Genomic DNA, 19,722 nt, shown 5'->3' on the forward strand with positions numbered 1-19,722 from the left:
AATAATAGGATAATTATGTCACGTATTATAATGTTAATTCCTATAGATAAAGATGTAGGTCTGACTACAATTAGTCTTAGTATGATTAATTTTTTAAATCAAAGTGCATTAAATAAAAAATCTTATAAATCTATATTATATTTCTCTTGTATAAATGATTTAGTAGATGATACAGCTTTAATTATTAATAAATATTTTAAAAAATCTATACATCTATTAAAAAATATAGATTTTTCTAAACATGATTTTTTTTCTAATAAATATTTTTCATGTCTAAATAAAGTTATTGAAGAATGTTATAATAAAAAAAAATTATATGAAATACTTTTAATTGAAGGTATTGGTCATAATCGTAGTATTCATGCTGAAAAAATTAATTATGACATTTCTCAAAATTTAAGTGCAGAAGTCATTTTAGTAGCCAACTTAAAAAGTATTTCTTTAGAATACCTTCGAAAAAGAGAAGAAGAAATTGAATTATTTTTAAAAAAACAAAAATATAAAAATTTTTTAGGTGTTATTTTTAATAAAATTCATTCTCCTTTTTTGGAAAAAAAATATGATTTTATAAAAAAATTAAATATTTTAAAAAAAATAAAAGTAAGTAAACAAGAATTAGCAATTACACAAGAGTTGTTTAAAAATAGTTATTTTCCAATTATAGCTTGTATTCCTTGGAATAAAAAAATCATAAAAACATATTTAATAGATATTTGTAATTTTTTAGATGTAAATTACATTAATTTATTTAAAATTAAGAATAATATTATCGAAAATATAATAATATTTGATGAAACTTATATGAATATGTTGAAAAAAAAATATTTAAATACTTTAATAATAGTTTCTTATAGTCGTATAAATACTTTAATTCAAATGTGTAATTTAAATATTAACAGTAATAAAATTAGCGGTATTATTTTGACCGGAATATTTGAATCAAAAAAAAAGATTATCTCTATATGTGATATTTTAATACATCGAGGAATTTCTATTTTTTTTACAAAAAAAAATACGATTGAAATATTATCTCGATTGCATCTTTTTAATTTTAATATTAGTTTAAAAAATAAAACATATATAAGAAAATTACAAAAATATGTCTCTAGTTTTTTTTGTCGTAATATTATAATTTCAGGAAAAAAAAATAACAATTTTTATATAAAATATTCTCCTAAAGAATTTTGTTATTACTTAAAATTATTGTCAAAAACTAGTAATAAGCGTATTATTTTACCTGAATCATATGAGATTCGAATATTACAAGCTGTTTCTATATGTCAAAAATATAATATTGCTAATTGTATATTATTAGGAGATCCTAAAAAAATATATAGTATATCTTATGAAAAAGGTATCAATCTAAGTAAAAACACTGAAATAATAAATCCTATTTTAGTCCGAAATAAATATATTTCTCGTTTTATTGAACTGCGAAAACATAAAGGTATAAATAGATTTTATGCTAAAAAAAAATTAGAAGAAAATATTTTTTTAGCAACTTTAATGCTTGAATCTAATGAAGTAGATGGATTAGTTTCTGGATCAATCAATACTACGGCTAATACTATACGTCCAGCACTTCAACTTATTAAAACTAGTTCTAATACTTCATTGGTTTCATCTATTTTTTTTATGTTATTTCCTAATGAAGTTATAATTTATGCTGATTGCGCTATCAATATCAATCCTACTGCAGAAGAATTAGCAGAAATTGCTATTCAATCTGCAGACTCATCAAAAATTTTTGGAATTGAACCGCGCATAGCTATGTTATCTTATTCTACTGGTTATTCAGGATTTGGATGTCAGGTAGAAAAAGTTAAAAATGCCACTTTTATTGTTAAAAAAAGAAGACCTGATTTAATTATTGATGGTCCTATTCAATATGATGCAGCAATTTCAGAAACAGTTTCTAAATTAAAATCACCATGTTCTCCTATTTTAGGAAAAGCAACTATATTTATTTTTCCTGATTTAAATTCTGGGAATATAGCTTATAAAGCAGTTCAAAGATCTGCAAATCTAATTTCTATTGGTCCAATATTGCAAGGATTAAGAAAACCAGTTAATGATTTGTCTCGAGGAGCTTCAATAGAAGATATCATTTATACTATTGCATCAACTTCCATTCAATCTACACAAAAAATATAGATTTTATAATGCATAAAATATTTTTTTTTAAATTTTAATTGTGATATTTCCATCAGGTTGACAACAACATGGAAAAATCTCTTGTTTTTTAAATAAAGCAGCCATGGGCTGTTTTATCACATAGTGTACTCGTCCTTTAATTAATTCAATACGGCACATGCCACAATAACCAGATCGGCACTGGTATTGAATATTAATATTATTTACTTCTAATATAAATAATAATAAAATATTTTTTTTACATACTATCTTCTTTTTAGTATTTATTATTTTAATTATAGAATAATTCATATTATAGTTTAAATTTTTTAAATTCATTATCGGATACTTCTGAATCAATCTGTCCTACTAAATAAGCACTAATTTCTGTTTCTTGAGGAGCTGTTTGAATATTATCTGAAGTTAACCAAGAGTTTATCCAAGGAATTGGATTAGATCGTTTTCTAAAAGGCATTTTGAGTCCAATGGCATTCATGCGAATATTAGTAATATATTCTATGTATTGACAAAGTATGTCTTTATTTAAACCAAGCATTGATCCATTTTGAAATAAATATTCAGCCCATTTTTTTTCTTGTTCTGCAGCTAATATAAATATATTAATAGCTTCTTCTTTGCATTCTAAAACGATATGTTTCATTTCTTCATTACTGTTTGTATCATTAAAAAGATTTAAAATATGTTGAGTACCGGTTAAATGTAAAGCTTCGTCTCGTGCTATTAATCTAATAATTTTTGCATTTCCTTCCATTATTTCTCTTTCTGCAAATGCAAAAGAACATGCAAAACTCACATAAAATCTAATAGCTTCTAGTACGTTGACGCTGATTAAACATAGATATAGTTTTTTTTTAATTAAGTTTAAATCAACAAAAATTTTTTTTCCTTTTATTAAATGTACTCCTTCTCCTAATAAATGCCAATAACTAGTTATTTTTATTAATTCATCGTAGTATATAGAAATATTTTGAGTTCGATCATTAATATTTTTGTTTGAAACAATATCATCAAATATTAAAGATGGTGAATTAACAATGTTTCTGATTATATGAGTATAAGAACGTGAATGAATAGTTTCTGAAAAAGACCATGTTTCAATCCACGTTTCTAATTCAGGAATAGAAATAATCGGTAAAAAAGCGATATTAGGGCTTCTTCCTTGTATTGAATCAAGCAATGTTTGATATTTTAAATTGCTAATAAAAATATGTTTTTCATGTTCAGGTAAATTTTGAAAATCTATTCTATCTCGAGAAAGATCTATTTCTTCAGGTCTCCAAAAAAATGATAATTGCTTTTCAATTAATTTTTCAAAAATATTATATTTTTGTTGATCGTATCGTGCAATATTTACAGGTTGTCCAAAAAACATTGGTTCTTTAAGTTGATTATTTTTTTTTTTCGAAAAAATTGTATAAGACATTGTATTACACCTAATAATTAATTGAATATTTTAGTTTATATAGTACATGAACCACTTTCACAAATTTCGTCTACTATTTCAGATGTAATATTTTGATTTTCTTTAACACCATCTCGTGTATTTTGATAATATAATGTTTTTAAGCCGAGTTTGTATGACAATAATAAATCATATATAAGTTGTTTCATGGGAATTTTATCATTTAAAAATCTTCTGGGATCATAATGTGTATTTACTGAAATAGATTGATCAATAAATTTTTGCATTATCCCTGCTAGTTCTAGATATCCAAGATTGTTTGGTATATTCCAAAGTAACTCATATTGTAATTTCAATTTTTTATAATCTGGAACTACTTGACGTAATATTCCATCTTTAGATACTTTAATACTAATAAAACCTCGCGGTGGTTCAATGCCATTAGTTGCATTAGATATTTGAGAAGATGTTTCTGAAGGCATTAAAGCAGATAATGCTGAATTCCTTAATCCATATTTTTTGATTTTAGAACGTAATACATTCCAATCTAAATGTAAAGGTTCATTACATATTTTATCAATATCTTTTTTATATGTATCTATTGGTAATTTCCCCAAATAGTAATTAGTTTGATCAAATGCAGAACATGCTCCTTTTTCTTTTGCTAAGTCACAAGATGCATCTAACAAATAATATTGTATTGCTTCAAAAGTTTTATGTGTTAAATTTTTTGCACTACCATCTGAATAGCGTACTTTATTTTTAGCTAAGTAATATGCAAAATTAATAACTCCAATGCCTAAAGAACGTCTAGAAATAGCTGATTTTTTTGCTGCTAATATCGGATAATTTTGATATTCTAATATTTCATCAAGTGCACGAACTGATAATATAGATAACTCTTTAAAATCGTTAAGATTATTAATAGTTCCCAGATTAAATGCCGATAATGTACAAAGTGCAATTTCTCCACTTTTATCATGAATATGTTTTAATGGTTTAGTAGGTAATGTAATTTCTAAACATAAATTAGATTGTCTAATTGGAGACAATTTAGGATTAAATGCACTATGTGAATTACAGTGATCTACGTTTTGTATATAGATACGTCCAGTAGATGTTCTTTCTTGCATGACCAATGAAAATAAATCTAATGCTTTAATACTTTTTTTTCTTATATTATTATTATTTTCGTATTCAACATAAATTTCTTCAAATTTTTTTTGGTCAGAAAAAAAGGATTCATATAATTGAGGGACATCAGAAGGGCTAAACAATGTAATTTTTTTCCCTAAGAGCATTCTTTGATACATGAGTTTATTAATTTGAATTGCATAATCAACATGACGTACTCTATTTTCTTCAATTCCTCTATTATTTTTTAATACTAATAAACTTTCAACTTCAAAATGCCATATTGGATAAAATATTGTCGCCGCTCCACCTCGTACACCTCCTTGAGAACAAGATTTTACAGCACTTTGAAAATGTTTATAGAAAGGAATACAACCTGTATGAAAAGCTTCTCCATTTCGAATAGGGCTGCCTACTGCACGAATCTGTCCAGCATTAATACCAATTCCCGCACGCTGAGAAACATACTTTACAATAGAACTAGTAGTAGCATTAATAGAGTCTAGACTATCAGCGCATTCAATTAAAACACAAGAACTAAATTGACGAGTAGGAGTTCGTACTCCTGACATAATTGGCGTGGGCAAAGAAATTTTAAAAGTTGAAATAGCATGATAAAATCGCTCAACATAATTCATTCTAATATTTTTTGGATATTGAGAAAATAAACATGCAGATATTAAAATATATAAAAATTGTGCACTTTCATATATTTTCCCGCTAATGCGATTTTGTATTAAATATTTTCCTTCTAGTTGTTTAACGGCTGCATATGAAAAATTCATATCACGCCAATGATCAATGAAAGAGTTCATTTTTACGTATTCTTCATGGGAATAATATTTTAATAAATTTTCATCATATTTTCCTAAAAGTACCATTTTTTTTACATGTTCATACAATAGAGGTGGTTCAAATTGACCATAAGCTTTTTTCCTAAGGTGAAAAATAGCCAATCTTGCTGCCATATACTGATAATCTGGTGTGTCTTGCGAAATTAAATCAGCTGCAGCTTTAATAATAGTTTCATGAATGTTAATTGTAGTAATATTATTATAGAATTGAATTCTAGAGCATAATTCTACTTGAGATACAGATATATCATCAAGACCTTCTGCCGCCCAATTTAATACTTTATGAATTTTATCTAAATTGATTTTTTCTTTTTTTCCATTTCTTTTTGTAACAAATAGACTGTTTTTCATGTTTAATTTGACTTATTATCAAGAGTATATAAGATATATTTTCATTATTTTTTTATATAGGTTCTACAATTTTTTGCAAAGCAACAACTTTTTCATTTTTTGATGTTCTTATTAATATTACACCTTGCGTGTTTCTTCCGAGTACACCTACTTCAGAAACCCGAATTCTAACTAGTGTTCCTGCATTGGTAATCATCATAATTTGGTTTTTTTCTGAAACTTGTATTGCTCCGATAATTTTTCCATTTTTATCAGTAATTTTTGTTGAAATAACGCCTTGAGTAGCACGTGATTTTATAGGAAAATCAGTTATTTTAGTTCTTTTTCCATAACCATTTTTTGTTGCTATTAAAATACTGCCTTTGTTTTTGGGAACAATTAAAGAAACAACTTTATCACTTTTTTTAATTTTTATACCTTTTACTCCTGATGCAGTCCTACCCATTGTTCTAACATTATTTTCTAAAAATTGTACCACTTTACCATTTTGTGTAAATAGCATAATATTATTATTACCATTAGTTAAAGCAACACCGATTAGTTCATCATGAGCGTGTAAATTAATAGCAATAATTCCGGATAATCTAGGTTTTTTAAATTGACTTAAGGAGCTTTTTTTTACTATTCCATGAGCAGTAGCCATAAAAATGTTTAGATTATCTTTATATTCATGTACTGGTAATATAGCAGTAATTCTTTCTTTTGAATTTAAGGGTAATAAATTTACTATAGGTCTACCTCTTGCATGTCTACTCGATTCGGGTAGCTGATAAACTTTCATCCAATATAAAATTCCACGGCTGGAAAAACATAATATAGTATCATGTGTATTTGCAATTACTAAACTTTCTATAAAATCTTCTTCTTTTGTTTTTGCAGCTGATTTTCCTTTTCCTCCACGTCTTTGAGCATTATAATCAGATAGAGGTTGGTATTTTACGTACCCTGAATGGGAAAGTGTTACTACAACGTCTTCTTGATTTATTAAATCTTCAATATTAATATCTGAATGATTTTCAGTAATTTTCGTCCGTCTTTTATCATGAAAAATATTTTGTATACTTAAAAGTTCTTCTTTAATTACATTAAACATAATATTTGGATTTTCTAAAATATTTGTTAAATCTTCTATTTTCTTTTTTAGTTCATTGTATTCTAAAAGAATTTTTGTTTGTTCTAAATTAGTTAATTTATGTAAGCGTAAATCTAAAATAGCTTCTACTTGTTTTTCAGTAAAAAAATATTTTATTTTATTTTTTTCTTCAAAAACATTAGATGTTTCTTTATTATCAGATTTCCAATTGTGTTTTTTGATTAAATTTTTTGCATCAGATAAGTTTTTTGAATTTTTTATTATCTTAATGATGCTATTAATATTTATTAGAGCAATGTTTAATGCTTCAAGAATATGTATTCGATTACGTGTTTTGTTTAATTCAAATAAACTACGTCGTATAATTATTTCTTGTCTGTGAGATATAAAATTTTTTAATATTTCTTTTAATGATAAAGTTTTTGGTTGTCCTTGGCATAGAGCAACCATATTAATTCCAAAAGAAATTTGTAATTGTGTTAAAGAATATAATTGATTTAAAATAATTTCAGGTATTGTTTCTTTTTTTATTTCAATAACAATTCTCATTCCATCTTTGTCTGATTCATCACGTAAAGCAGTAATGCCATCAATTCTTTTATCTTTTACTAGTTCTGCTATTTTTTCAATTAAACGTGATTTATTTACTTGATAAGGGATTTCATCAAATATAATAGATTCTTTTTTATTTTTTTTATTTATTTCAATAGTATGATGTGCTCGAATAAAGATTTTACCTTTTCCTGTTCGGTACGCTTCTTCAATTCCTGATTTTCCATTAATGATTCCAGCTGTTGGAAAATCTGGTCCTGGAATATATTTAATTAATTCTTCTAACGTAATATCATTATTATCAATATATGCTAAACATCCATTAATGACTTCATGTAAATTGTGTGGAGGTATATTTGTTGCCATGCCTACAGCTATTCCTGATGATCCATTAATTAATAGATTAGGTATTCTTGCGGGAAGGATTTCTGGAATGTTTTCAGTTCCATCATAGTTTGGTAAGAATTCAACTGTATTTTTTTCTAAATCAATTAAGAGCTCATGAGCTATTTTAGACATGCGCACTTCTGTATATCTCATGGCTGCAGCAGAATCTCCATCTACTGATCCAAAATTTCCTTGACCATCTATGAGCATATATCGTAATGAAAATTTTTGAGCCATACGCACTATGGCATCATATACTGCTGAGTCACCATGTGGATGATATTTTCCTATAACATCACCTACTACTCGAGCAGATTTTTTATATGCTTTGTTCCAATCGTTATTTAATATATACATTGCAAAAAGTATTCTTCGATGAACAGGTTTTAAACCGTCTCGAACATCAGGTAAGGCTCGGCCAACTATTACAGACATAGCATAGTCTAAGTAAGAGCTTTTTAACTCTTCTTCAATATTGACCTGTGTGATTTCTTGTGCCGGGTCTTTCATAAAACTATTATCTCTTTAATTAAAGTGCTAAAATTAAGTACAAAAGTATAACATAATTAAACTATTAGATGCATTGAAAGAAAATCATTCGTGTTATCATATAAATTTAATTTTCTGATAAAAAATATTTTTTATATTGTTTATTTTAAATGAAAGTATTAATATTAAAAATAATTATAATTTTATTTAAAAAAATATTAATAATTAATTGTTAAAAATATATTAATTTATTAATTCGACTTTAAAATGAGATCTTATATGAAAGATGAAGAAAAAAATCTTATAGAAAATTTATTTAATCGTTTAAAAACTACTGAATTGAATTCTTCTGAAAGAGATCAATCAGCAGATGATTTAATTCAAAAATTAGTAAAAAAACAACCTGCTTCTTCTTATTACATGGCTCAAACCATATTAATTCAAGAAACAGCTATAAAAAAAATGAGTATTACAATCGAAGAATTAAAAAAAAGAATTGAAACACTAAATAATATGGAAAAATCAATTAAAAAGCCGAGTTTCTTGTCTAATTTTTTTAAAACTAGTCCGATTACTCAAAACACATCTCATAATGATAATATATGGAAAGAAAAAGAAAATATTTCACCGTTACAACACTCTAATACCACTATGTCTTCTCCAACAACACAAACAATACCTACAGTAACAACAACAAGAAATAGTGGATTTCTTAGTAATGCATTACAAACAGCTACAGGTGTTGCAGGCGGCATGATTTTAGGCAATATGTTGATGAATGTTTTTAATCACACTAAACCAGAAGAAGAAATATTTGATACTATTAATCAATCTTCTTTAGATCATCATATAGATGAACGTGTAGATGAACGTATAGATGAACATTTAATTAATAATAGTAGTCATGATCATTTAGTAAATTATGCAGAAAATGATTTAGAAATTCATAAAAATGAATCAAGTTTCGATTTTGTTGACAATAAAGATGAATTTAATTATGTAGATCATTTAGATGATACTGATGTTAATGATGATAATTTTATTTAAAAGTGTTGTTTATTATTAATATAAATAATTTTCGATACTTAATAAGTATATTATTAAAATTAGTTAAATAATAAAGCCAGCATAAATTTTTTTGCTGACTTTAAATTTTTTTAAGAATGAGTGCTTAGATATTCAGCAACTCCTTCTGAAGATGCTTGCATTCCTTTTTTTCCTTTTTCCCAATTAGCAGGGCAAACTTCGCCATGTTTATTGTGAAAATCTATAGCGTCTACCATTCTTATCATTTCTTTAATATTACGACCAAAAGGAAGATCATTTACAACTTGATGACGTACAATCCAATTTGAGTCAATTAAAAAAGAAGCTCTTAGAGCCACACCTAATATTGGGTGTTCAATACCGTAAGATTTTTGAATATCGTGTTTTATATCTGATACCATAGGAAAATTTATTTGACCAATTCCACCGTTTTTAGGTAGTGTTTTTTGCCATGCTTGATGAACAAAAACACTATCAATTGAAACACCTACAATTTTAACATTTCTTTTTTTAAAATCAGTATAAAGTTTATTAAATTCTATAATTTCAGATGGACATACAAAAGTAAAGTCCATAGGCCAAAAAAATAGTATAATTGGTTGACCATTAGAATATTTTTTAAAATCAAATTTTTCAATAATTTCATTGTTTGATAAAAGTGCTGGAGCTATAAAATTAGGTGCGTGTTTTGTAACTAAAACCATTTTTTTTTCCTATATTTTTTATATTAACAAATGAAGAAATATATTTTTAAAAAACTATTTTTATTATGTTTATTTATTTTTTAAATCATGAACATTTTGAAATAAATAATTTTTTTTAATTTTCATAAGAAAATTATTAAGAGCGAAAAAATGAATATGAACACAATTTTGTCTTGGAAAGATGTTTTGTCTCAAGAAAAAAAAAAGATATTTTATTGATATAATAAAATTTCTTAAAAAAGAACGTTTAAAAAAAATAATTTATCCCGATCAAAAAGATATATTTAATGCTTTTATACACACTGATTTCAGTGATATAAAAGTTGTAATTCTCGGACAAGATCCATATTTTTCTAGAAAACAAGCAGACGGATTGTCATTTTCTGTTCCTAAGAATTGTACTATACCACCTTCTTTAAAGAATATATACAAAGAGTTAAATAACGATTTTCAAAAAAAACATTTTTTTAATCATGGATGTCTTCAAAAATGGGCTAATCAAGGAGTTTTTTTATTAAATACAATTTTAACGGTAGAATCAGGAAAACCAAAATCGCATAGTAGCATAGGATGGAATATTTTTACTGATAAGGTAATTTCTGTTATTAATTTATACAGAAAGAATGTTGTTTTTTTGCTTTGGGGTAATGACGCACAAAAAAAATCTAGTTTAATTAATATAGATAATCATTATATTTTAAAATCTTCTCATCCATCTCCCTTATCAGCATATAGGGGATTTTTCGGTTGTAAACATTTTTCTAAAACTAATAAAATATTAGTTAATAATAAAAAAACACCAATTAATTGGTTTATAAATTAAAATAGAAAAAACTTTCAAAATTTTTTCTATCTTAATATTATATACAATTGTTAATAGAATAAGATTTTTATAAAGATTATTTTTTTGAAATTGTCACTATTGCTTTTCTTAATATTATTTTGTCAAGAGTGAGTCCTTTTTTATGAACTAGCACAATATGATTATTTTCTATATCATCAAATGTTTTTGTTTCAAAAATATCATGAATATCAGAATTAAAAATTTCGTTTTTTTTACCTTCTGTTTTAACACCTAATTTAAATAATATATTCAATAAAGATTGTAGTGTTAATTCAATTCCTTTTATTAAAGGTTTATCTTTTATATCTAACGTTTCAGATAGTGCTAATATATCTTCTAAAGAATTAATTACTGGAATAATTTTTTTTAAACATTTTTGAGTTTCTGTATTTTTTATTTTATTTATTTTTTCTTTAGTGTTTTTGTTTATATTTTCTATATTAGCTAATTTACGCAATTCTATATCATCTATTTTTCTTTTATTTTCTAGCAATCGATTCTTTAAATCGTAAATTTTTTTGTTTTGAAGTGCATCTATATCATTTATATTTTCTTGTGTACCGTTTTTGTTATCAGATTGTTTCTTTTCAGAATTCATGATTATCACCATTTTGAATATTAATCAATGAGTTATTATAAATCTTGTAAGTAATATTTCAAGTTGATTTGCTGTTATAATAAATATTATTTTTTATTAGGATTTTTTGTGTAATGAAGCAAAATTTCACTTATATTGGCATTGTTGGACATCCGCGTCATGCGAGTGCATTAATCACACATAAAATACTTTATAAATGGTTGATCAAAAACGGTTATAAGGTTTTTATTGAACGTACTGTTTCTAGATCATTAAAGCTCGAAAGTGCTAACACTGCTACATTAATAGAAATTGGTCAAACCTGTGATTTAGCAGTGGTCATAGGAGGAGATGGAAATTTATTATGTGCAGCTCGTGTTTTATCATTTTATAATATTAAAATTATTGGTATTAATCGTGGTAATTTAGGTTTTCTTACTGATTTAAATCCTGATACTGGATTACAGAAATTGTCAGAAGTGTTATCTGGTAATTATTTATTAGAAAATAGGTTTTTATTAGATGCGCAGGTATGTCAAGAAAAAATAATTTCTAGATCTAGTATAGCTATTAATGAAGTAGTTTTACATACAACACATTTAGCTCATATGATAGAATTTGAAGTGTATATAAATAATCAATTTTCTTTTTCTCAACGAGCAGATGGATTAATTGTTTCTACTCCAACTGGTTCTACTGGTTATTCATTATCAGCTGGTGGACCTATTATATCAACGTCTTTAAACGCTATTGTATTAGTACCTATGTTTCCACATACTTTATCTTCTCGTCCTTTAGTAATTGATAGTGATAGTATTATTTGTTTGAAATTTTCTAATATTGAAACAAACTTAAAAATAAGTTGTGATAGTCAAATTGTTTTAACAATTGAAAAAGATGAATGTGTGCTGATTCGTCGTAGTAATTATTATTTAAATCTTGTTCATCCTACGAGTTATAATTATTTTCAGACTTTAACTTCTAAATTAAATTGGTCTAAAAAGTTTTTTTAAAAATAAAATTTTAATAAAAAACAGTTTTTTATAAACATAATAAATACATGATGAAAAAAAATTTATCATTTTTTTATATAAACTATAGTAGAAAACTATAATGAAAAATTATATCGGAATACTATTAATAATAGTATTTTTTTCTAGTTGCTCATGTTTAGATAAAAAAAAATATCATTTTAATGATATTTTAGAGAAAAGAGATTTTGATCAAAAATTCTTCAATAGAAGTTATATTGGTATGACGAGAGAACAGATAATTTATATTTTTGGTATGCCAATTATTTCTGATGCTTTTAATGATGCATATCATTACCATATATATACTAAAAAAGAAAAAAATAGTTTTCATAAAAAAATTTTAAATTTTTATTTTAAAAACGATAAAGTATCGAGTTGTGATATTCAGTAGTTTTTTAAAATAATAATTTTAAAAATTTTTTTGGAGCTGGCGGGATTTGAACCCGCGTCCAAAATTTCTACGAATAAAGCACTACATGCTTAGTTTTTTCTTTTTAAAATTCATATCCTAATTTGGAAAAAACTCATTTTAGGTATATAGCTTGAAAATTTTTACGTGTTATCGTCAAGCTTGATACGCACGTTTTTCTCTTTTTTTTGACCTTCCTTTATTTCTCGTCCTAAGAGAGGAGGCTGAGAAGGAAGGGCTTTATGCAGTTTTTTAAGCTGCTAAAGCGTAGTTTTGTTTATTATTTGCAGATATTTTTTTACGGCTTTTTATCGAGGCAAACCGTTCCTCGGCATGCACTTTACTTTGTTGATAATTTTGTCAAATCCAAAAACAGCCCCTAATTATTTATAATATTAGTATTGCAAAAAAAAATACACTTGTCTATTAATTATTTGTAGGTATTATTTAAAAATAACTGTTGAAATAGGAATTAATATGAACATCATTCAAAAAATAGAGCAACAAATTAAAGACAATGTTATTTTGATTTATATGAAAGGAACCCCTAAAGCTCCTAGTTGTGGTTTTTCTGCACAAGCAGTACAAGCTTTATCAGTTTGTGGGGAAAAATTTGCTTATGTAGATGTTTTAGAAAATACAGATATTAGAAATGAACTGCCAAAATATGCAAATTGGCCTACATTTCCTCAATTGTGGGTAGATGGTGAGTTAATTGGTGGATGTAGTATTATACTGGAAATGTTAGAAAATGGTGATTTAAAAAAAATAATATCAGATGCAGTAAAAAAATATAAAGTTTAATTTTTTTTTCAAAATTTATTAATCTAAATAAGATATCTAAAATAATTAGATATGACATTATAAAAAGAATATTAATCTAATTAATGTTAATAATGTCATATCTTTTTTACTAAAAAAATATTTTTAAAAATATACATAGAATAGTTATATTTTATTTTTTTTTTTTGATATTTAAAGGCCATCCACCTAAACGCTTCCAACGATTTACTAATTCACAAAAAAGATTAGCAGTTTGTAAAGTATCATAAAGCGCAGAATGAGCTTGATGATTATCAAATGATAAACCAATTGCTTTACATGCTTTCGCCAAAACGGTTTGTCCAACTACTAATCCGCTTAACGCTGCGGTATCAAATGTAACAAATGGATGAAAAGGATTATTTTTTATTTTTGCTCGTTCAATTGCTGCCATTAAAAAATTATGATCAAAATTAGCGTTATGTGCAACAACAATTCCTCGACTGCAACCTTGCATTTTAATTCCTTCACGTACTATATTTAATATAGATTCAATGGCTTTTTTTTCACTAATAGCACCACGTAGTGGATTAAAAGGATCAATTTTATTAAATGCTATTGCATCAGAATTGATTACAGAGCCTTTAAAAGGTTTTATATGGAAGTGTACTGTGTTTTCTTTATGTAGCCATCCTAATTCATCCATTTTTAATGTTATCATAGCAATTTCTAATAATGCATCAGTTTTTGAGTTAAATCCAGCTGTTTCAATATCTATAACAACAGGATAAAACGTACGGAACCGATCACTTAATAAATTGAATTCTTGAGTTGTAGACATCAAAATCTCATTTTTTTAAAACACTTTGTGTTTAATGTAGTTAATATTTGATTTTTTTTGACTGTTAATTTTTTTATCAAACATTAAAAATAACTAATATATAAATATTCGATAAGAATTTTATTTTATAATAATAAAAAATTAATAAAAATAAATTCTTTAATAGTAAAAAAGAAAAAATTTTTGCATTTTTTTGATTTTAATTTTGGATACTTTTTTGAATATATATTATGATTATTAAATATTTAATAAGTGTACTATAATTTATAAAAATATTTAAGATTAAATTATTAATTTAATATTTTTATAAAAATTTTTTTAGCGAATTTATTATAACTATATTAGGAGAAAAAATGAGTTATATCCTTCCTTCTTTACCTTATGCATATAATGCTTTAGAACCTTTTTTTGATGAAAAAACTATGCAAATTCATCATACTAAACATCATCAAAATTACGTGAATAATACTAATTCTATTTTAGAAAATACTCCTTTTTCAGCATTATCTATTGATGAATTATTATCCATTTTTAATGAAATTACTTTAGAAAATAAAAATGCATTACGTAATAATGCAGGAGGACATATTAATCATAGCTTTTTTTGGCAAACTTTAAAATTAGGTACTATTTTAAATAGTGATTTAAAAACAGAAATAGAAAAAAATTTTGGTGCTGTTGAATTATTTAAAAATAAGTTTGAAGAAATAGCTCTTAATCATTTTGGTTCTGGTTGGATATGGTTGGTAAAGCAAGATAAATCTTTATCTATTGTTTCTACTATTAATCAAGATAATCCTCTAATGGGAACATTAATATCTAATGTATCCGGATATCCAATCATTGGTTTAGACGTTTGGGAGCATGCATATTATTTAAAATATCAAAATAGACGACTAGATTACATTAAAGCTTTTTGGAGTGTTGTTAATTGGGATGAAGCGTCTAATCGTTTACAAAAGTAATTTATTTATAAGATAGATCTAATTATTTTTTTAATAGATTAAAAAAATTTTGTACATAATTTTAAAAACATATAATGTTAACATTATATGTTTTTAACGTATTTTATAAAAATATTATATAATCTATTAAGATTAAAGGATTGTTTTTGAATATCATAAAAATGATAGTAGGATTATCAAATCCAAAACTTGAATATCATAATACACGTCATAATGTAGGTTCTTGGTATGTTTACGCTTTAGCTGAAAGTTTTTGTAATATTTTACAAGAAGATAAAAAATTTTTTGGTTTTACTTCTTCTTTTATTATGGAATCAAAATATATTAGATTACTTATACCGAATATATTTATGAACATAAACGGTCAATCAATATTTAAAATGGCATCATTTTATAATATTAGTTTAAATGAAATACTAGTAGTACATGATGATTTAGAACTGAAGCCTGGAATTATAAAATTAAAATATAGCTATGGACATAATGGACATAATGGATTAAGAAATATTATTAGTGTATTTAATAAAAAAATTAATTTTTATCGATTAAGAATTGGTATTGGTCGTCCAAAAAATAAAGATCAAATATCTTCTTATGTACTGTCAAATCCTAATGGTGAAGAGAAAATTTTAATTCAAAAATCTATTAAAGAATCTATAAAGGAGAATAGTTATTTTATTTTTTCAAAATAATTTAGAAATACTTTCTATTTTAAGGTGTATTAAATATGGGTTTTAAATGTGGTATTATAGGATTGCCTAATGTTGGTAAATCTACTTTATTTAATATTTTGACTAAAGGAAATTCAGCAGTTGCTAATTTTCCATTTTGTACTATTAAACCTAATGTAGGTATTGTTCCCGTTTTTGACCAACGGTTAAATAATCTTGCTAAAATTATTTCTCCTAAAAAAATAATACATGCATTTATAGAGTTTATAGATATTGCAGGTTTAGTGAAAGGAGCTTCTAAAGGTGAAGGATTAGGAAATCAATTTTTAAGTAATATACGCGAGGCAGATGCTATAGTACATGTTGTTCGTTGTTTTAAAGATGATAACATTACTCATGTTTATAATGATATTAGACCTGATAAAGATGTAGAAATTATTAATACTGAACTTATTTTATCTGATTTTGATACTTGTGAAAAAAATATATTACAATTACAAAAAAAAACAATAATAAAAAATCATGAAATAGAAAAAAAAATAAATGTTTTAAACAAATGTATGAGTCATTTAAAAAAATGTTTAATGTTAAAGGTTCTTAATTTAAACATTGAAGAAAAAAAAATAATCAGTGATTTACGTTTTTTAACTTTAAAACCGACTATGTATGTTGCTAATATTAATGACGAAAAAGAATCTTATTATTTTTTAGAAGAATTAAAGCGATTGTCTAGTAAAGAAGGTTCTGTAGTTATTCCAATTTCTTCTAATTTAGAATTAGAGTTGGTTAATATGAATTCTCAAGAACAAAAATCTTTTATGGAAGCATTTAATATAAAAAATTTAGGTTTAAACAATATTGTTCAAACTGGCTATAAATTACTAAATTTGATAACTTTTTTTACTGCGGGTGCAAAAGAAATTCGTGCTTGGGAAATTTTAGATGGTAGTACTAGTCTGCAAGCTGCACATAAAATACACACTGATTTTAGTAAAGGTTTTATTAGAGCGCAAATTATTAAATATTTAGATTTTATAAAATATAAAAGTGAATCTAAAATTAGAGAAATAGGGAAATGTCGGACAGAAGGAAAACATTACAAAATGCAAGATGGTGATATTGTGCATTTTTTATTTAATATTTAAAGGAAATATTTTTTTAATAGTAATTTTTTCATATTTTTTTAGAGAGGAGAATAAAATTTATCCTCTCTATTTATTTTATTTTTCTATTAAAAATTCTTTTAATTTATCAAAATTAGGATTAATATTATAAGATAATAATGGCAAATTTATTCTATTTTTTAGTTCATATGGCAGTGAAATATTATTTTTTAATATTTTTTCGACAGTTTTTTTAAATTTAGCCGGATGCGCTGTACCTAAAAATAGACCAAATTCATCTTTTTTTAATTGATCTTGTAATAATCGATATGCTATTGCAGCATGAGGTTCAGAGACATAGCCTAATTGAAGTAGTTCTTTCAATGTTTCTTCAGTTACACTATCTGATACACTACCAAATCTAAGTTCTTTTAAGTTCCAGTTATTTCTATTAAATAATTCTTCAATTCTAGGCCAATTATTTGGTTGACTAATATCCATAGCATTAGAGATTGTAGATACAGTTTTTTTAGGATGCCACCTTCCATTTTGAAGAAAACGGGGGACTGTATCATTAGCATTCGTACAGGCAATAAATGATTTAATTGGTAAACCAATAGATTTAGCTAATAATCCAGCTGTTAAGTTACCAAAATTACCACATGGAACTGCGATGACTAATTTTTTTCTTTCTTGTTCAGAAATTAAAGAAAAAGCTTCAAAATAATAACATATTTGCGCTAGTAATCTGCTAATATTAATAGAATTAGCTGAATTTAATCCTATTGATTCTTTTAATTTTTTATCATTAAAAGCTTCTTTTACTAGTTTTTGACAATCATCAAAACTACCATTAATTGATATAGTTTTTATGTTTTCCCCTAATGTACAAAATAATTTTTCTTGTAATTCACTAATTTTTCCTTTTGGATATAAAATAATCACTCGAACATTTTTCATTTTATAAAAAGCATGTGCTACTGCTGCACCAGTATCTCCTGATGTTGCAGTTAAGATAGTAACGGATTCATTTTTTTTATTTAATGAAAAAATCATTTGAGCCATAAAACGTGCTCCAAAATCTTTAAATGCTAATGTTGGACCATGAAATAGTTCAAAGCAATTAATTTTTTCTGTAATTTTTATTTTTAATGGATGTTTAAATGAAAAAGCTTGTTTAACATGTTTGTATAGTTGATCTTTAGATATTTCGTTATAAATAAATTTAGAAAGTATTTCAGTACTGCGAGTAATAAAATCTAATTTTAATATTTCTGATAATTCAACAGGTGTAATAGTTGGTAACTTTACTGGAAAAAACAATCCTTGTTGTTGTCCTAATCCTAATTTTACGGCTGTTGCAAAGTTTACTGTTTCATTGTGGTTTTTTAAGTTATAAAGTTTCATATTTTTATCCTATTTTACGTACACCTTGTGTATCTAAAAAACAAATATGAACAAATCCTCTTTTATTTTGTAAATAGTTTTGTTCTAACCATAATGATATTTTTTCTGCTGTATATATATCGTCAGAAACGGCAAAAAGAGCAGGTCCTGAACCTGATATACCGCAACTGATGGCTCCAATTTTTGTAATTATTTTTTTAGCTTTTAAAAAATTAGGTAATAATTGAATGCGATATGGTTCTGCTATAAAATCTTGCATTAATCGTGCTGCTAAATGAGGTTGTTGGGTATATGAAGCATGAATAAAACCAGCTAAATGACGATTATTTTTAATACAAATATCTTTTTCATATTTTTTAGGTAATATATCTCTTGCTGCTGCGGTAGAAACATTAATTCCTGGCCAAGCTATTATCCAAAACCAATTTTTAAAATTTGGAATTTTTTGACTGATTACTTTAGAATCTTCTAGTATTAGTTGTAAACCTCCTAAATATGATGGAGCAACATTATCATAGTGTATGCTTCCTGATATTTCACCTTCTATTTCTCCCATAAGTAATAATAGTTCTTTTGAATTTAAAGGTTTATTGCAGAACTCATTCATAGCAACTAAAGTCGCTACTACAGAACAAGCGCTAGAACCTAATCCTGATCCAATAGGCATGTTTTTTTCAAGAATAATAGAAACTGGAATATTTTTTTTTATAACTTGACAAAATTTCCACCAGCATTTCCAAACAATATTTTGATTAGTATTGTTTGGTAACTGATTAGAAAAAATACCTTTATTAATTAATTTAAAATGAGTTGATAACTTCACTGTGACAAAATCACCTAATAAAGTTCCATTTATAGGTATAATTGCTGCACCTAAAATATCAAATCCCACTCCAACATTACCAATAGAAGCTGGTGCATAAATTTTAATCATTGCTATGC

The 19,722-nt window shown here is 25.3% G+C and carries 17 protein-coding genes, 1 other RNA gene and 1 pseudogene; 9 read left to right on the forward strand and 10 right to left on the reverse strand.

Features of this window, described 5'->3' with window-relative positions:
* The first annotated feature begins 15 nt into the window (after positions 1-15).
* Entirely contained in the window at positions 16-2,154 is a 2,139-nt protein-coding gene (gene pta / locus AB4W64_RS00905) for a phosphate acetyltransferase (protein WP_367678181.1), read from the forward strand.
* A gap of 27 nt (positions 2,155-2,181) precedes the next feature.
* Here the strand turns inward: pta and yfaE are convergent, their stop codons facing one another.
* The 4 genes from yfaE to gyrA are packed head-to-tail and all read right to left on the reverse strand — an operon-like array spanning position 2,182 to position 8,437.
* Positions 2,182-2,445 carry a class I ribonucleotide reductase maintenance protein YfaE gene (yfaE, locus tag AB4W64_RS00910; RefSeq protein WP_367678289.1) on the reverse strand — a complete coding sequence of 88 codons (264 nt, stop codon included), beginning with the start codon at positions 2,443-2,445 and terminating at the stop codon, positions 2,182-2,184.
* Position 2,446: 1 nt separating this feature from the next.
* Positions 2,447-3,577, reverse strand: coding sequence for a class Ia ribonucleoside-diphosphate reductase subunit beta (gene nrdB / locus AB4W64_RS00915; RefSeq protein ID WP_367678182.1), 1,131 nt, complete (start codon positions 3,575-3,577; stop codon positions 2,447-2,449).
* Between the two features lie 35 nt (positions 3,578-3,612).
* Complete coding sequence (nrdA, locus tag AB4W64_RS00920) at positions 3,613-5,895, reverse strand: class 1a ribonucleoside-diphosphate reductase subunit alpha (protein WP_367678183.1); 2,283 nt, start codon at positions 5,893-5,895, stop codon at positions 3,613-3,615.
* 52 nt (positions 5,896-5,947) lie between these two features.
* Positions 5,948-8,437 carry a DNA topoisomerase (ATP-hydrolyzing) subunit A gene (gene gyrA, locus AB4W64_RS00925; RefSeq protein ID WP_367678184.1) on the reverse strand — a complete coding sequence of 830 codons (2,490 nt, stop codon included), beginning with the start codon at positions 8,435-8,437 and terminating at the stop codon, positions 5,948-5,950.
* 258 nt (positions 8,438-8,695) lie between these two features.
* On the opposite strand from gyrA, the gene AB4W64_RS00930 reads away from it, so the two are divergent.
* Positions 8,696-9,463 (forward strand): DUF2076 domain-containing protein, encoded by a 768-nt coding sequence (locus tag AB4W64_RS00930; RefSeq protein WP_367678185.1) that lies wholly within the window; start codon positions 8,696-8,698, stop codon positions 9,461-9,463.
* A 110-nt stretch (positions 9,464-9,573) separates the two neighbouring features.
* Here AB4W64_RS00930 and AB4W64_RS00935 read toward each other — a convergent pair whose 3' ends face one another.
* Complete coding sequence (locus AB4W64_RS00935) at positions 9,574-10,167, reverse strand: peroxiredoxin C (protein ID WP_367678186.1); 594 nt, start codon at positions 10,165-10,167, stop codon at positions 9,574-9,576.
* Positions 10,168-10,323: 156 nt separating this feature from the next.
* Between AB4W64_RS00935 and ung the strand changes: the two are divergent.
* Positions 10,324-10,990, forward strand: a pseudogene (gene ung, locus AB4W64_RS00940) (uracil-DNA glycosylase).
* 76 nt (positions 10,991-11,066) lie between these two features.
* Here the strand turns inward: ung and AB4W64_RS00945 are convergent.
* Positions 11,067-11,609 carry a nucleotide exchange factor GrpE gene (locus AB4W64_RS00945; RefSeq protein ID WP_367678187.1) on the reverse strand — a complete coding sequence of 181 codons (543 nt, stop codon included), beginning with the start codon at positions 11,607-11,609 and terminating at the stop codon, positions 11,067-11,069.
* Positions 11,610-11,722: 113 nt separating this feature from the next.
* On the opposite strand from AB4W64_RS00945, the gene nadK reads away from it, so the two are divergent.
* Together nadK and AB4W64_RS00955 are read left to right on the forward strand one after the other, a co-directional pair.
* Positions 11,723-12,601 (forward strand): NAD(+) kinase, encoded by an 879-nt coding sequence (nadK, locus tag AB4W64_RS00950; RefSeq protein WP_367678188.1) that lies wholly within the window; start codon positions 11,723-11,725, stop codon positions 12,599-12,601.
* Between the two features lie 100 nt (positions 12,602-12,701).
* Positions 12,702-13,013, forward strand: a complete 312-nt coding sequence (locus tag AB4W64_RS00955; RefSeq protein ID WP_367678189.1) for an outer membrane protein assembly factor BamE — start codon at positions 12,702-12,704, stop codon at positions 13,011-13,013.
* A 30-nt stretch (positions 13,014-13,043) separates the two neighbouring features.
* On the opposite strand, the gene ssrA is transcribed toward AB4W64_RS00955, so the two are convergent.
* Positions 13,044-13,411: a transfer-messenger RNA gene (gene ssrA, locus AB4W64_RS00960) on the reverse strand.
* 97 nt (positions 13,412-13,508) lie between these two features.
* On the opposite strand from ssrA, the gene grxD reads away from it, so the two are divergent.
* Positions 13,509-13,835 carry a Grx4 family monothiol glutaredoxin gene (gene grxD, locus AB4W64_RS00965; protein ID WP_367678190.1) on the forward strand — a complete coding sequence of 109 codons (327 nt, stop codon included), beginning with the start codon at positions 13,509-13,511 and terminating at the stop codon, positions 13,833-13,835.
* Between the two features lie 151 nt (positions 13,836-13,986).
* Here grxD and rnt read toward each other — a convergent pair whose 3' ends face one another.
* Positions 13,987-14,634, reverse strand: a complete 648-nt coding sequence (gene rnt, locus AB4W64_RS00970; RefSeq protein ID WP_367678191.1) for a ribonuclease T — start codon at positions 14,632-14,634, stop codon at positions 13,987-13,989.
* Between the two features lie 353 nt (positions 14,635-14,987).
* Here rnt and AB4W64_RS00975 point away from each other — a divergent pair, with 353 nt between their 5' ends.
* The 3 genes from AB4W64_RS00975 (at position 14,988) to ychF (ending at position 17,415) form a co-directional block, all read left to right on the forward strand.
* The gene (locus AB4W64_RS00975; RefSeq protein ID WP_367678192.1) at positions 14,988-15,599 is read left to right on the forward strand and encodes a Fe-Mn family superoxide dismutase; all 612 of its coding nucleotides are present in this window, start codon (positions 14,988-14,990) and stop codon (positions 15,597-15,599) included.
* A gap of 161 nt (positions 15,600-15,760) precedes the next feature.
* Complete coding sequence (pth, locus tag AB4W64_RS00980) at positions 15,761-16,291, forward strand: aminoacyl-tRNA hydrolase (RefSeq protein WP_367678290.1); 531 nt, start codon at positions 15,761-15,763, stop codon at positions 16,289-16,291.
* Positions 16,292-16,326: 35 nt separating this feature from the next.
* Entirely contained in the window at positions 16,327-17,415 is a 1,089-nt protein-coding gene (gene ychF / locus AB4W64_RS00985) for a redox-regulated ATPase YchF (RefSeq protein WP_367678193.1), read from the forward strand.
* 75 nt (positions 17,416-17,490) lie between these two features.
* Here ychF and thrC read toward each other — a convergent pair whose 3' ends face one another.
* On the reverse strand, positions 17,491-18,780 hold the full coding sequence (thrC, locus tag AB4W64_RS00990) for a threonine synthase (protein WP_367678194.1): 1,290 nt from the start codon (positions 18,778-18,780) through the stop codon (positions 17,491-17,493).
* Positions 18,781-18,784: 4 nt separating this feature from the next.
* Positions 18,785-19,714: a homoserine kinase gene (thrB, locus tag AB4W64_RS00995; protein WP_367678195.1), complete on the reverse strand. Its 930-nt coding sequence runs from the start codon at positions 19,712-19,714 to the stop codon at positions 18,785-18,787.
* Between the last annotated feature and the right edge of the window lie 8 nt (positions 19,715-19,722).

It is taken from the genome of Buchnera aphidicola (Brachycaudus tragopogonis) (assembly GCF_964059175.1).
Classification (GTDB): domain Bacteria; phylum Pseudomonadota; class Gammaproteobacteria; order Enterobacterales; family Enterobacteriaceae; genus Buchnera; species Buchnera aphidicola_BM.